Source organism: Ilumatobacter sp. (assembly GCF_030065885.1).
Taxonomy (GTDB): Bacteria; Actinomycetota; Acidimicrobiia; order Acidimicrobiales; family Ilumatobacteraceae; genus Ilumatobacter.
Genome location: NZ_JASJCS010000117.1, coordinates 1 through 13,217, shown reverse-complemented (window position 1 = coordinate 13,217; position 13,217 = coordinate 1). Strand labels below are relative to the sequence as shown.

Genomic DNA, 13,217 nt, shown 5'->3' with positions numbered 1-13,217 from the left:
ACCGAGCGGTGGCCGCTCGAGACCACCCGAACACCAACACCTCGATGCCGAGGAGAGGAGCAACCATGAGCCGTCCCGACGGACGCACCGCCGACGAACTCCGGCCGATCACCTTCGAGCGCGACTTCACTGAGATGGCCGATGGGTCGTGCCTCGTCACCTTCGGCAGGACGCGTGTGCTGTGCACGGCGTCGGTCGACGAAGACGTCCCGCGTTGGATGCGCGGCAACGGCAAGGGATGGGTGACGGCCGAGTACTCGATGCTGCCGGGCTCGTCGCCCGAGCGCGTGGGGCGCGAGGCGGCGAAGGGCAAGCAGAGCGGCCGCACGGTCGAGATCCAACGCCTGATCGGACGATCGCTGCGTGCGGCGTGCGACATGACCGTTCTCGGCGAACGGCAGGTCGTGGTGGACTGCGACGTGCTCCAGGCCGACGGGGGCACTCGCACCGCCAGCATCTGCGGCGGCTTCCTCGCCCTGCACGACGCCCTGGCCAGGGTCGTCCAGCGGGGTGCTCTCGCCGCCCACCCGCTGCACTCGTTCTGTTCGGCGATCAGCGTCGGCATCGTCGACGGGACGCCGGTCCTCGACCTGCCGTACGTCGAGGACAGCCGCGCCGAGGTCGACATGAACGTCGTGATGCTGACGCCCGCCGAGAGCGGCGAAGCCCGGTTCGTCGAGGTGCAGGGGACCGCCGAGGGCATGGCGTTCACGCGGGGCGAGCTCGACTCGATGCTCGCGCTGGCCGAGGGCGGGCTCGCCGAGATCACCGCGCTGCAGCGCGAGCTGGTCGCATCACCGCCGTCGCCACGATGAGCGAGCTGCCCGAGCTGGTCTGCGCCTCGGCGAACCCCGACAAGGTCGCCGAGATCGAGTACATCCTGCGCGGCGTCGTCCAGCTGGTGCCCCGCCCGGCCGGCGTCCCCGACGTGGTGGAGGACGCCGACACGCTCGAGGGCAACGCGCGCCTGAAGGCGGTGGCGATCTGTGAGGCGACCGGGCGGCCGTCGATCGCCGACGACACGGGACTCGAGGTGGTGGCGCTGGGCGGCGAGCCGGGCGTGTTCTCGGCGCGCTGGGCGGGGGAGGGGTGCACCTACGCCGACAATCGCCGCAAGCTGCTGGCCGAGCTCGGTGACGCCGCCGACCGGCGAGCCCGGTTCCGGACGTGTGCGCTCGTCCGCTGGCCCGACGGGCGCGAGGTCGCCGTCGACGGCGTCTGCGACGGCGTCATCACGCAGGCCGAGATCGGCGACGGCGGCTTCGGCTACGACGCCGTGTTCGCGCCCGTCGACGGCGACGGGCGCACGTTCGCGCAGATGACCGAGGGGGAGAAGCACGCCATCTCGCACCGCGGTCGTGCGTTCCGCAATCTCGTGGTCGCGCTCGGCGGCTGACCGGCCTGGCTCGCTACCAGCCGCGCAGGTCGATCTCCCAGCGGTCGACGATCTCGCCGCCGCGGACCAGCCAGGCGACGTCGTGCATCGCCACCGTCGGGTCGACGTGGGCCGGCAGCACGGTCACCCGTTCGCCGACCTGCACCGCCTCCCCCGGCTGGTAGGTGAGGTGCTCGTCGGAGCAGAACCAGACGATGCCGCCGACCACCGACGGGTTGCCGTGATCCATGCCGAGCGCCTTCAGCCCGACGTCGGCCACGGCCCAGCCGTCGCCGACCGAGATGACCGTGCCGACCAGGTGCAGCGCCTGCTCGAACGGCAGTTCCTGCCGGCCGTAGTCGGTGTCCATGAGCGCGTAGCTACCGGCCTGCACCTCGGTGACGCCGGTCCCCTCGTGGAGGTCGAACGTGCCCGTCCCGCCTGCTGAGACCACGTCGCCGCCGACCTGTTCGTGGGCGAGCAGCAGGAGCGCCATCGACGCCCCGACGCGCTCGCGCCGCTCGGAGCGGTCGGCGACCATCATCAGATGACCCTCGTAGCCCATCACGCCGCGGACCTCGAGGCCCCGGTGGCGAGCGTGGTCGGCGAGCCGGCCCGCGGCCTCCGGCGCGACGCCGCACCTGGGGAGCCCGACGTTGACGTCGACGAGGCAACGGTGGATGCCGGCGCTGGCTGCAGCGTCGACGGTCTCGACCGAGTCGACGGCAACCGTGACCGCGGTCTCGAGCTCGGCCATCGTGCGCAGCCGGCCGCGGTCGACGGTCTCGTTGGCGAGGAGGAGGTCGTCGCCGACGCCCGCGCGGGCGAGGCCGACGACCTCGCGCGGCGTCGCACACGTGAACGTGTCGTGGCCCACGCCCTGCTGTGCCCGGGCGATCGAGGTGCACTTGTGGGCCTTGACGTGGGGCCGCAGGCGACCGCCAGGCAGCGCTGCGGCCATGGTCGCGAGGTTCCGTTCGAACGCATCGGCGTCGATCACGAGTGCGGGCGTCGGCAGGTCGGCGGGTGTCACGGGCCCAGGGTGACAGATTCGTGGTCGGCCGGGACCACGTGGCGTCAGGTGACGTGGTCGGCGATGCCGTGGATCATCGACGCGTCCCACTGGGGGAGCCAGCGGCGGAGGTCGAGGTACGACATCGGCGGTGCGATGGCATAGCCCTGCGCGACGTCGCAGCGGAGGCGGGTCAGCTCGTTCCAGATCGCCGGCCCCTCGACACCCTCGGCGACGACGTCGAGCCCGAGGTCGTGGGCCAGCTCGATCAGCGACGACACGATCAGGCGGTCGCGCGGGCTGACCAGGAGCCCCTGCACGAAGTCGCGATCGACCTTGACGCGGTCGACGTCGAGCAGGCGCAGGGTCTGGTACGAGGAGTACCCGACCCCGAAGTCGTCGATCGCGATGCGGACGCCTCGCTTGCGGAGGAGGTCGATCGTGTAGCGGGAGCGCTCGACGTTCGCCACCAGCGCCCGTTCGGTGACCTCGAGCTCGAGCCGGCTCGGCGGGAAGCCGTTCTCGTCGAGCACGCTGAACACGTCGTCCGCGAAGTACGGATCCTGCAGGCTGCGCGACGAGACGTTGACGGCGAGCCGCACGTCGGCCTCACCGGTGGTGAGCAGTCCCTTCGACGCGGCTCGGAGCACCATCTCGGTGATCGGCGCGATCAGGTCGGTCTGCTCGGCGAGCCCGATGAACTCGGAGGGCGAGATCTCGCCGTGGTCGGGATGGTTCCATCGGATCAGGGCCTCGACCGTGTCGATCTGGCCGTCGGTCAGCCGCAGCTGTGGCTGGAAGTGGATGTGGAGCTGGTTCGCCTCGAGCGCGTTGCCGAGGTCGGTCAGCAGGTTGAGTCGCCCGCGCTGCTTGACCTGGATCCCGTTCGCGTACCACTCGACCGGTGTGCCGGTCCGCTTGGCGCGGTACATCGCGACGTCGGCGGCCCGGAGCAGGTCGCGGGTGGTGTGGCCGTCGGCCGGGGCGGCGGCCGCGCCGATGCTGACACCGATCGTCACGGGGAAGCCGTGGATGTCGAGGGGCTGCGTGAGCGCAGCGTGGAGCTCCTCGATGATCTCGCGCCGGAACCGTTGCCCGACGGGCGTCACGATGATGACGGCGAACTCGTCGCCGCCCAGCCGAGCCCCGGTGCCCGCCGCCGGCAGCGCCCGCCGGAGCCGCTCGGAGAAGGCGATGAGGACGGCATCGCCCACGTCGTGGCCGAGCCGGTCGTTGATCTCCTTGAATCCGTTGAGATCGAGCAGGAGGACATGGGGGTTGGCGGCCGAGAGCTTCGCCAGCGAGTCGTCGACCGCATCGATGAACGAACGGCGATTGGGCAGCCCGGTGAGGGCATCGTGCTGGGCCTCCTCGAGGCGTTCGAGCGCCTGGCGGGTCGAGCGGAACACCAGGATGGTCGTGATGCCCAGCAACGGGATCAGCACCGGGCTGAAGTCGAGACCGATCACCCACAGGGGTGCCAGCGACAGCAGCGCGCCCTCAGCGGTGACGCGTGACCCGAAGTCGCGCTGCATGATCGTGAGGAACGAGACCGATCGCTTGGTCGACAGCGCGATCGCTGCGATGACCGCGTTGAGGAGGACGATCGCGAGGCCCGTCATGACGATCGCCGTCGCCCAGCCCACCGGCACGGCCTCGAGGTTGGTGATGGTGCCGTCGACGCCGAACGCCTTGAGCATGAGCGCAGCCGTCGCCAGCGAGAGCGTGGTGCCGGCCGCGCGGGTGATCGCGTCGGCGTGGGCGTCGGTTCGCGAGCGTCCGTGGACCACGATCCCGAGCAGGGCCACCCCGATCGCGATCGAGTGCGACCCGATCAGGATCAGGGCGTACGAGAACATCCAGAGCGGGGTCACCACGCCGGCCTGGCCCGAACGCACCCACGCCCGCGGCGTGCGCTCGCACGCCAGCAGCAGCAGCGAGATCAACACGAAGATCGTCCAGTTGACCGTGACCGGCTCGCTGCTGACCTCGGCCCAGAGCACGACGGCCAACATGGCGCCCGCGATCGCGGTCACGACGCCGCTGAAGGCGGCAGGGCCGAGGCGTGGCCGGGCGTTCACGAGAGCGTTCATGGGTGGGTCGATGGATTCAAGAATCCTGCAAATTCATCGTCAGAGCAGGCCCCCGCCGACATCCAAGAAAGTGTCAAGTGTCGTGAAATCCTGTCGGTCAGCTGCTGCGCTGCGTGGCTGTGGGGGCCCCTAGCATGATGCGGCGTCAGCCGACGTAGCCCAATTGGCAGAGGCACGGCGTTTAGGTCGCCGTCAGTGAGAGTTCGAGTCTCTCCGTCGGCACGGCTCAGGCCTGACTCGAGTGCGCCACGACCACGTCGAGCGTCGCCGCGACGGTGTCGGCCAGCTCGTCCTGGCGAGCGAGGCACTGGTCCAGGGCACGCTGGTTCGCGGCGAGCTGGCGTTCGATCGATGCGAAGCGCTCCTCGTCGAGCTCGGCGCGAACGGGACGCGGCAGCGTCTTGCCGTCGAGCTCGGCCAAGAGCGTCGAGAGCGCGCCGTGGGTGCGCTCGACGTCGGCCCTCGCCTCCTCGCGCAGCGCCGCAGCCTGTCGGTGCGCCGTGTCGGCCTGCGCGCTGACCAGCGCCAGCTGGGTGTCGAGCTGGTCCCGGAGCTCGGCGACGATCTCCGCGATCGCCTCGATGTCTGCCGGTACCGGTGTCGCGGTCCGCCGCACGTGGTCGGCCACGGTCTCCCGGCTCGGCTCGGCGGGAGGCGTGGCGCACCAGCGGTGCGCCAGATACGTGCCACCGAGGACGATCAGGACGTCGCCGATGCTGAACACGTTGGCGAGCGGCCACCCCTCGGGCACGTAGAAGATGTCGCCCAGGTAGGCGAGCCGGGCCTCGGCGACGGCCGACGAGTTCTCGAACGCATCGGGGTCGGGCAGTCCCGCTGCTCTCCACGCGGCGGGGCGAGCGGGCATCGAGCCGCCGTTCGCGACGATGGCTGCGAGGTTCATGGCCGTTCCCACGGTGATGATCCAGAGTCCGGGGATCTGACGGTTGCGGACGAGGAACGCCATGCAGAGGGCGTAGGTCGCGAGATGGAGCGCGTTCGACACGCCGACCGGGATGAAGTGCCCGAGCCACTGGAAGACGAGCACCTGCGTGCCGATCGCGAGCCAGACGAGCCACAGCCCGACGATCGGGAGCTCGGCGATCCGCCGGACGCGATCGGTCGTGTACAGCGCCGAGGCGACTCCGATCGCGGTCAGCACGAGCACGATCATGCGGGCACCTCGACCTGGTCACGGTGGTGCCGTGCCTGGACGACCATCTGGAGCTGCTGGATCGGCATGGGTCGGGCGATCGCGTAGCCCTGCGCGAAGTCGCACCCCAGCGACTCGATCTCGGCGAGGATCTCCAGCGTCTCGACGCCCTCGGCAACGACGTCGAGTCCGAGGCCGTGGCCGAGGTCGGTGATCGTCTTGACGACCAGCCGGTCCTCGGGAGCCGTACCGACGTGTGCCGTGAACCCGCGATCGATCTTCAGGCGATCGGCGCGGATCTGGCGGAGCGACGCGAACGAGCTGTAGCCCGTGCCGAAGTCGTCGATGGCGATGCGAACGCCCGCCTCGCGGAGCTGAGCGAGCGTCAGGGCGATCCGGTCGGGATCGCTGGCGAGCGCCCGTTCCGTGATCTCGAGCTCGAGACGTTCGATCGGGAAGCCGGCCGTCTCGGCCGTGGCGATGATGCCGGGAGCGAAGGTGCGCCGATGGAGGGTGCGCGCCGACACGTTGACGGCGAGCGAGATCCCGTCGTCGTCGAGGAGCAGCAGGTCGCACATCGACCGGGCGAGCACGTCGTCGGTCAGCGCATCGATCAGGTCGGTCTGCTCGGCCATCCCGATGAAGTCGTTCGGCAGGATCAGCCCGTGAACGGGATGCTGCCAGCGGACCAGCGCCTCCACCGTGTCGATCCGACCGGTCGAGAACGAGATCTGCGGTTGGTAGAAGTTCGTGAGCTGTTGCTGCTCGATGGCGGAGCCGAGGTCGGACAGGAGCCCGATCCGGCCCGGCCCTGTCGCCGCGGAGCCCGCCGTCTGATGGAACACGACGCGACTGCCGAACTGCTTGGCGCGGTACATCGCGAGGTCGGCCGCGGCGAGCAGGTCCTCGGCGTTGGTGCCATCGGACGGGGCGACGGCGACCCCGATGCTGACCGAGATCGACAGCGGGAACCCGTCGATGTCATACGGTTTCGTGAGCTCACGGTGCAGCGTCTCGGTCAATTGCAGCGCCTCGCCCTGAGGCCGGCGACCGGGAATGACGACGGCGAACTCGTCCCCGCCGAGTCGGGCCGCGGACGCGGTGGGCGGCAGGTTCTCGCTGAGACGCTCTGCGAACCCGACGAGCAGCGAATCACCGACCGCATGGCCGAGCGAGTCGTTGATCTCCTTGAAGCGATCGAAGTCCATCACGAGCAGCGTGGCGTCGGGCTCGCTGCCGAACAGGCCGATCGTGCGGCTGACGCGGTCGTCGAAGGCGCGCCGGTTGAGGAGGTCGGTCAGGGGATCGTGATTGGCCTGGTGGGCACGCTGCAGCGACTTCCGGGCGGATTGGATGACGATGTAGGAGGTCGACGCCAGCACGGGCACCAGCAGGAGGCTGAAGTCGATCGCGATCACGAACACCGGCGCGAGCGACAGGAGCGCAGCGTCGGCGCTCATCGTCAGCGCGAGACCGGTCCGAAGCGTCGTGATGAAGCCGGTGCCGGTGTGCAGCCCGATCACGATGGCGGTGAGCAGGCCGTTGAGGACCAGCACCGTGCAGGCGCTCACGAAGATGCCGATGCCCCAGGTCAGCGGAATCGCGTCGATCGATCCCATCGACTCGCGGAAACCGAAGAAGTGGAGCACGAGCGCACCCGAGCTCAGTGCGGCGGCGATCTGTGCGAGGTTGAAGACGACGATCCGCACCGGTCGCCGTGATTGCAGGCCGACGATCGTGTTCGCGACGAGCAGGATGCCCAGTGCGCCGATCGACATGCCGAACAGCACGAGCGCATAGGCGAACGTCCAGCCGGGGGACACCGCGCCGTTGTCGCCGAACCGCATCGTGAAGCTCGGTTGCGTCTCGGCGAGGAACAGCAGCGTGCCGAAGAGCGCGAAGATCACCCAGTCGGTGCCCGACCACCACTGGTCTCCGGCGACCGCGACGAGCGACGCGGTGAGGAACACCGCGGCGGCGGTGACGCCGGCGACGAACGCCAGCACCTTGCGGTCACGTTTGCGGCTGGGGTCGAGAGCGCTCAATCGCGTACTCCGTGGCACGAGGGAACGAGGAATGAGGGTGTCCGGGTCCGCCGAAGCGGACCCGGACAGATCAGGTCACCACCACTTGGACGGCGCACCGACGGCTGCAACGAGGGCAACGACGGTTCCCGCCGTCGCGGCCGCACGAACCGCAGGCGCAGCAACGCGCCACTTGATGGTCTTCTGAACCTGCTTCATCAGGTTTCCTCTCCCACCCCATACGGGGCTTCTCTGTGGTCCGAAGGGCCGGTGTGGCCATTCTCGGCGACTGGCGGGCCACCACCGGCTTCATCGGCTATCGCAGCGTTATCTTGAGCCGAAGTGGAGCGACCGTGGCGGCGACGCCCCAGGTCGCGGCCAGGATCAGCCGGCCCGGTCAGTCGACCGGCAGCCAGGCGAGGGAGAGCTGGGAGACCTTGACGTCGGTCTTCTCGAGCGGCACCTCGATGGTGTCGATCTGCTTGGCCTGCTCCATCCACTTGGCGTCGATCTCCATGACCTCGTCCTCGAGCTCGGCTTCGAGCTCTTCGAGGTTCTCGACGAGGCGGGCGGCCTTGTTCTCGGCTGCCTCGACGCGCTGCTTGGACGCCTTGGTGCGACCGCGCCGGCCGGCGGCGCTCCCGAGCTTGCCGAGCAGGCCGCCACGTGAGCGCTTGCCGCCGAGCAGGCCGCCCAGGATCGAGCCGGCGGTCGACAGGAGCTCGGAGTTGCGCTGGCCGGCCGCTTGCTCCTCGAGGACCTCGACGCGGTCCTCCGCTGCCTCGATCTGGTCGCGCAGGCGGGTCGCCTTCGACTCGTACTTGTCGCGGAGCTTCGCGATCTCGGCGTCGGCGAGATCGTCGGCCGCTCGCGCGCACCGGATCTCGAACTGCTCGGCGGTCTCGCCCGGCCGCCCGTAGAGCTTCATGCCGGCGTTGGCCGGGATCTCCATCGAGAGGCTGCGCGTCAGGTGATCGCGGAGATCGCGCTCGACCCCGGAGAAGAACGTCTTGTTCTTGAGCTTCGCCGAGCTGATCCGGTAGATCGCTCCGTCGGGTGCGTCGGGGCGGAGGTCACGGTCGTCGTAGTCGACGGCGATCGCCCGCGACACGTCGACCGACTCGCCGAGATCGGTGACCACGCACTCGAACTCCTCGTCGTGCACCAGGTCGGCCTTCGTCTCGTCGTACCGGAGCTGGACGCGGGCGACGATCGCGGCGTCGAGCCGGGTGCCGCGTGAGTCGCCGCCGGCTTCGGCCAGCCAGGGTGATGCGACGTCGACCCAGCGAACGGGCGTGCCGTCGGCGACCTCGGGCATCACCGTGGTCTCGTCGTCGGCGAGGTCGCTCGCGGCGGGTGCTGTCGCCGCGGCACCGGCACCTGCGGCGGCCGACGGAGCGGTAGCGCTCGGCGCCGCCGCGGCCGCGGCGCCGCGTTCCGCTGCCATCAGCTCGCTGATCTGGTCGCGGGTCATCGGGCCGCGCAGATAGCTCATCGCCCACCGGGTGGTGAACACCGACGTCGCGTCCTTCCCCGGAACGCGCAGCACGAACTCGCGCTTGCCGAGCCCGGAGATCGTGTCGTCGACGGCCTCGATGTCGACGCCTCCGGCGGCGGACGTCAGCCCCTCGAGGAGCCGACCCTTGTCGCGTTCGGTCGAGAGGCGGCCGATCATCCAGGTGCCGGCGTTCGACAGCGCCTTGTAGTCGATGTCGACCGGGTTCTGGGTCGAGAGCACGACACCGACGCCGAAGGCGCGCGCCTGCTTCATGAGGGTCATGATCGGCTTCTTCGTCGGCGGGTTGGCCGTCGGCGGGAGGTAGCCGGCGACTTCGTCCATGTAGAGCATCGCCCGCAGGTCGGTGGTGCCCGACTGGCGGCGCATCCAGGTGACGAGCTTCGACAGCATCAGCGACGTGACGAACTGGCGCTCCTCGTCGCTCAGGTGGGCGGTGGTGACGATGGCGCAGCGCGCCGTGCCGTCGGGCCGGTACAGCATCGACTGGATGTCGAGCGGCGGGCCCTCGGCCCAGGCCGCGAACGCCGGCGAGGCGAGCAGGCCGTTGAGCTTCATCGCCAGCTTCATCCGGTCGTCGGGCGGGAAGAACTGGTCGAGCTCGAACACCCCGAGCTTGCGGATCGGCGAGTTGCCGACCAGTCCGACGAGCGTCGGCAGGTCGAGCGCCCGGCCCTCGGTCCACGAGTGGTTGATCAGGTTCGACAGCAGGATGTGCTCGCGGCTCGAGAGCGGGTCGGCCTCGATGCCCACGAGCCCGAGCAGGCCGGACACGTAGCCCTCGATCTCGTCACCGACGATCTCGGCGTCGCTCATGTCCTCGGGCACCTGGAGCGACCCGACGATGTTGACCGGAACGCCCGACTGCGAGCCCGGCGTGTAGATCGTGAAGTCGGTCTTCGACCGGAGCTCGGCGATGTTCTGGGCGGTGAACCCCCAGCCGAGCAAGCCCTTGGTCCAGAGCTCGGCCTGCTGCTGGGCGAACTCGTCGGGTGATGCGCCGGCTGCCTCGGCCTGTGCCTCGTCGATCCACGGCCGGAAGTCGGCCGGCTGGAGGCCCGGGAACGTCAGGCACAGGTTGGTCAGGTCGCCCTTGGGGTCGATGACCAGCGTCGGCAGCCCTGCGTCGAGCACCTCTTCGAGCAGGACCACGCCGAGGCCGGTCTTGCCCGAGCCGGTCATGCCGACGATGACCCCGTGGGTCGTGAACTTGTCGGTGTCGATGCGGATCTCGTCTCCGGTGCGGTCGTGTGTGGCCGGGTCGACGATGCCGCCGAGGAACAGTTCTGGCATGGGTGAGCAGGGTACTTCGGTGGGCGTCGTCCGCCCTCCCGAACCGTCGGGGCGGGCAGTACCGTCTGCAGCATGGCGTTCACGGGGATCCCGCACGAGGCGATCGTGTTCTACGAGCAGCTCGAGGCCGACAACTCGAAGGCGTTCTGGGAGGCGAACAAAGCGCGCTTCAAAGAGGTCGTCCGGGGTCCGGTCGAGGAGCTCTGCGAGGAGCTCGCCGAGTACGGGCCGTTCCACCTGTTCCGTCCGCACAACGACCTGCGGTTCTCGAAGAACAAGCCGCCGTACAAGGTGCACCAGGGCGCCTACGGGGAGTCCCAGGGCGGCGCAGGGCAGTACTTCCACGTGTCGGCGCAGGGCCTGATGTGCGGCACCGGCTACTACGCGATGGCCAAGGACCAGCTCGAGCGGTTCCGTGCCGCGGCCGACGCCGACGGCACCGGCACCGAGATCGCCGGCATCGTCGCCGATCTCACGAAGCGGAAGTACTCGATCGGTGCGATCGACGAGCTCAAGACCGCGCCGCGCGGCTATCCGAAGGACCACCCCCGCATCGAGCTGATCCGGCGGAAGGGTCTCATGATGTCGAAGGACTTCGGCGCGCCGAAGTGGCTGCACACCAAGCAGGCCGCCGCCAAGATCCGCGGCGTCTGGGAGGCCGCCGGAGAGATGAACGCCTGGCTCGATGCCCATGTCGGTCCGAGCACGCTCGAACCCGAGGGCATGTTCGGCTGAAGGACGGTCGTCGATCCCACTGGTGGCGGACCGGCCGGTCCGCCGCGCCGCCGAGTGTCGGACGCATGGAGCACCTGGATCGTGGCGACGCGCACGATGTGAGGAGCACCAGCGACCGGGTGGTCTGGCTGATCGCCGCCGTCGTGACGATCGCGCTGACGGTTGCCGCGTCGTCGGACTCCGTTCGGGTCTGGACCAACCCCGAGCCGGCACCCGACGGGCCGCCCGCCGCGGTCGCGGGCGGCGATGCTCCGGCACCGGCGGTCAACGAGCCTGACGAGGGCCGGGACTACCCCTGGATCGGCACCGTCCTCGAGATCCTGGCGATCGGGTTGTTCGCCGTGTTCGTCCTCGGTGGGGCGTTCGCGGCCTCCCAGTGGCGACCGGCGGTGCGCGCCTGGCGCCGGGCTCGGCCCGCACGGCGTCGCGTCGAGTTCGCCGAACCCCTCCCCGATGCGATCGAGTCGCCGGTGCGCGTCGACGCCGCTGCGGCGCGTACGACGCTGTCGCACGGTCCGCCCCGCAACGCGATCGTGGCGTGCTGGCTGCACCTCGAAGGCGATGTCGCCGACGCCGGTCTCCCGCGGCGACCCTCCGAGACGTCGAGCGAGTACGTCGAACGCGTCATCGGTCGCTCTTCGGTCGATCCGGCGCCGATCACCGAGCTCGCGGCGCTCTACCGCGAGGCGCGGTTCTCCGTGCACGAGCTCGGCGACGAACACCGCGAGCGCGCCGCGTCGGCCTTCGACCGGGTCGTCACGGCCCTGGAACCGATCGCCGAGGTGTCGACATGACGACCAGGCGGCTCGCCGCCACCTTCGCCGCCTGGCTCCTCGTGTCGATCGGGCTGTGGCAGAGCGACGCCGACCCGTCGGTGATCGCACTGGCCGGCATCGTGGCCGTCGCGGCAGCTGCGGGTCTCGCTGCGTTCGACCTGTTCAGATCGACCCGGTCGATCCGGTGGCCGCTGCCACCCGGCTCGACGACGTCGAACGACGCCGACGACCAACGCGTCCCGAGAACGCTCGGCGACGTCGAACGCGCCGTCCGCTCGCGCCCGACCGAACTCGAGTCCAGGTTGGTCGCCTTGGTCGACGACCGCTTGCAGACACGCCATGGGATCGATCGACGTGTCGCACCGCGCGCCGCCGACGACGCGCTCACCCCGACGCTCCGCGAGCTCGTCGGCGGTCGCCGCGGCCGCAAGGCGGGTCAGCCGGATCTCGAGACGATCCTGAGCGACATCGAGGCGCTGTGAACCAGCCGATCGACGTCCCCACCACCTCCCGCCTCGCCCGAGAGGTGCTCGACGAGGTCGGCCGTGCCGTCATCGGCAAGCGAGACGAGCTGGCGCTCGCGCTGTCGGGCATCCTCGCCGGCGGTCACGTACTGCTGGAGGACCTCCCGGGACTCGGCAAGACGCTGGCCGCCCGCTCGTTCGCGCAGACCCTGGGACTGCAGTTCACGCGTGCCCAGTTCACGCCCGATCTCCTGCCCGCCGACCTCACGGGGTCGTTCCTGTACGACCAGCGCACCACGGACTTCGTGTTCCGTCGGGGCCCGCTGTTCACCGGCCTGCTCCTGGCCGACGAGGTCAACCGGGCGCCACCCCGGACCCAGGCCGCCCTCCTGGAAGCCATGCAGGAACGTCAGGTCAGCGTCGAGGGCGAGACGTTCCCGCTGGAACCTCCGTTCCACGTGCTGGCCACCGCGAACCCGGTCGAGTACGAGGGCACCTACCCGCTGCCGGAGGCGCAGCTCGATCGATTCATGCTGCGGATCTCGTTCGGCTATCCGTCGCCCGAGGAGGAGTGGCAGGTGCTGCAACTCCGGGTCGAGCGGCAGTCGGATGCCGCCCAGCTCGCGACGATCGTCGACGCCGAGACGCTGCGCTCGATGCAGGCGGCGGTCGAGACCGTGACGGTCGACGGCGACGATCGTCGCGAGCTGGGCGGCATCCGACTGCCGCTCGACCCGGAGTTGCAGCACCTGCCACTCCTCCTCGGGCGACGGATAGCC

General features: G+C 69.8%; 11 protein-coding genes and 1 tRNA gene. 7 read left to right on the top strand and 5 right to left on the bottom strand.

What is annotated here, in order from left to right; genetic code table 11:
* The first annotated feature begins 65 nt into the window (after positions 1–65).
* Complete coding sequence (gene rph / locus QNJ12_RS19575; protein ID WP_300625233.1) at positions 66–815, top strand: ribonuclease PH; 750 nt, start codon at positions 66–68, stop codon at positions 813–815.
* Positions 812–1,396: an RdgB/HAM1 family non-canonical purine NTP pyrophosphatase gene (gene rdgB, locus QNJ12_RS19570; RefSeq protein WP_300625232.1), complete on the top strand. Its 585-nt coding sequence runs from the start codon at positions 812–814 to the stop codon at positions 1,394–1,396. The genes rph and rdgB overlap by 4 nt, the downstream gene beginning before the upstream one ends.
* 13 nt (positions 1,397–1,409) lie before the next feature.
* Here rdgB and QNJ12_RS19565 read toward each other — a convergent pair whose 3' ends face one another.
* Positions 1,410–2,408: an alanine racemase gene (locus QNJ12_RS19565; RefSeq protein ID WP_300625230.1), complete on the bottom strand. Its 999-nt coding sequence runs from the start codon at positions 2,406–2,408 to the stop codon at positions 1,410–1,412.
* A 44-nt stretch (positions 2,409–2,452) separates the two neighbouring features.
* Positions 2,453–4,480, bottom strand: a complete 2,028-nt coding sequence (locus QNJ12_RS19560; protein ID WP_300625229.1) for a bifunctional diguanylate cyclase/phosphodiesterase — start codon at positions 4,478–4,480, stop codon at positions 2,453–2,455.
* A 148-nt stretch (positions 4,481–4,628) separates the two neighbouring features.
* On the opposite strand from QNJ12_RS19560, the gene QNJ12_RS19555 reads away from it, so the two are divergent.
* A tRNA-Leu gene (locus tag QNJ12_RS19555) sits at positions 4,629–4,702 on the top strand.
* Between the two features lie 4 nt (positions 4,703–4,706).
* On the opposite strand, the gene QNJ12_RS19550 is transcribed toward QNJ12_RS19555, so the two are convergent.
* The 3 genes from QNJ12_RS19550 to QNJ12_RS19540 form a co-directional block, all read right to left on the bottom strand.
* Complete coding sequence (locus QNJ12_RS19550) at positions 4,707–5,651, bottom strand: DUF5317 domain-containing protein (RefSeq protein ID WP_300625227.1); 945 nt, start codon at positions 5,649–5,651, stop codon at positions 4,707–4,709.
* Positions 5,648–7,675 carry an EAL domain-containing protein gene (locus tag QNJ12_RS19545; protein ID WP_300625225.1) on the bottom strand — a complete coding sequence of 676 codons (2,028 nt, stop codon included), beginning with the start codon at positions 7,673–7,675 and terminating at the stop codon, positions 5,648–5,650. The genes QNJ12_RS19550 and QNJ12_RS19545 overlap by 4 nt, the downstream gene beginning before the upstream one ends.
* 376 nt (positions 7,676–8,051) lie before the next feature.
* Complete coding sequence (locus QNJ12_RS19540; RefSeq protein WP_300625224.1) at positions 8,052–10,463, bottom strand: helicase HerA-like domain-containing protein; 2,412 nt, start codon at positions 10,461–10,463, stop codon at positions 8,052–8,054.
* A 72-nt stretch (positions 10,464–10,535) separates the two neighbouring features.
* Between QNJ12_RS19540 and QNJ12_RS19535 the strand changes: the two genes are divergently transcribed.
* The 4 genes from QNJ12_RS19535 to QNJ12_RS19520 all read left to right on the top strand — a co-directional run.
* The gene (locus QNJ12_RS19535; RefSeq protein ID WP_300625222.1) at positions 10,536–11,198 is read left to right on the top strand and encodes a DUF2461 domain-containing protein; all 663 of its coding nucleotides are present in this window, start codon (positions 10,536–10,538) and stop codon (positions 11,196–11,198) included.
* Positions 11,199–11,263: 65 nt separating this feature from the next.
* On the top strand, positions 11,264–11,992 hold the full coding sequence (locus tag QNJ12_RS19530) for a DUF4129 domain-containing protein (protein WP_300625220.1): 729 nt from the start codon (positions 11,264–11,266) through the stop codon (positions 11,990–11,992).
* Positions 11,989–12,456, top strand: a complete 468-nt coding sequence (locus tag QNJ12_RS19525) for a hypothetical protein (protein WP_300625219.1) — start codon at positions 11,989–11,991, stop codon at positions 12,454–12,456. Before QNJ12_RS19530 ends, QNJ12_RS19525 begins: the two co-directional genes overlap by 4 nt.
* Positions 12,453–13,217 (top strand): AAA family ATPase (locus QNJ12_RS19520; RefSeq protein ID WP_300625217.1); only part of this gene is annotated, 765 nt, incomplete at its 3' end. The genes QNJ12_RS19525 and QNJ12_RS19520, both read left to right, overlap by 4 nt.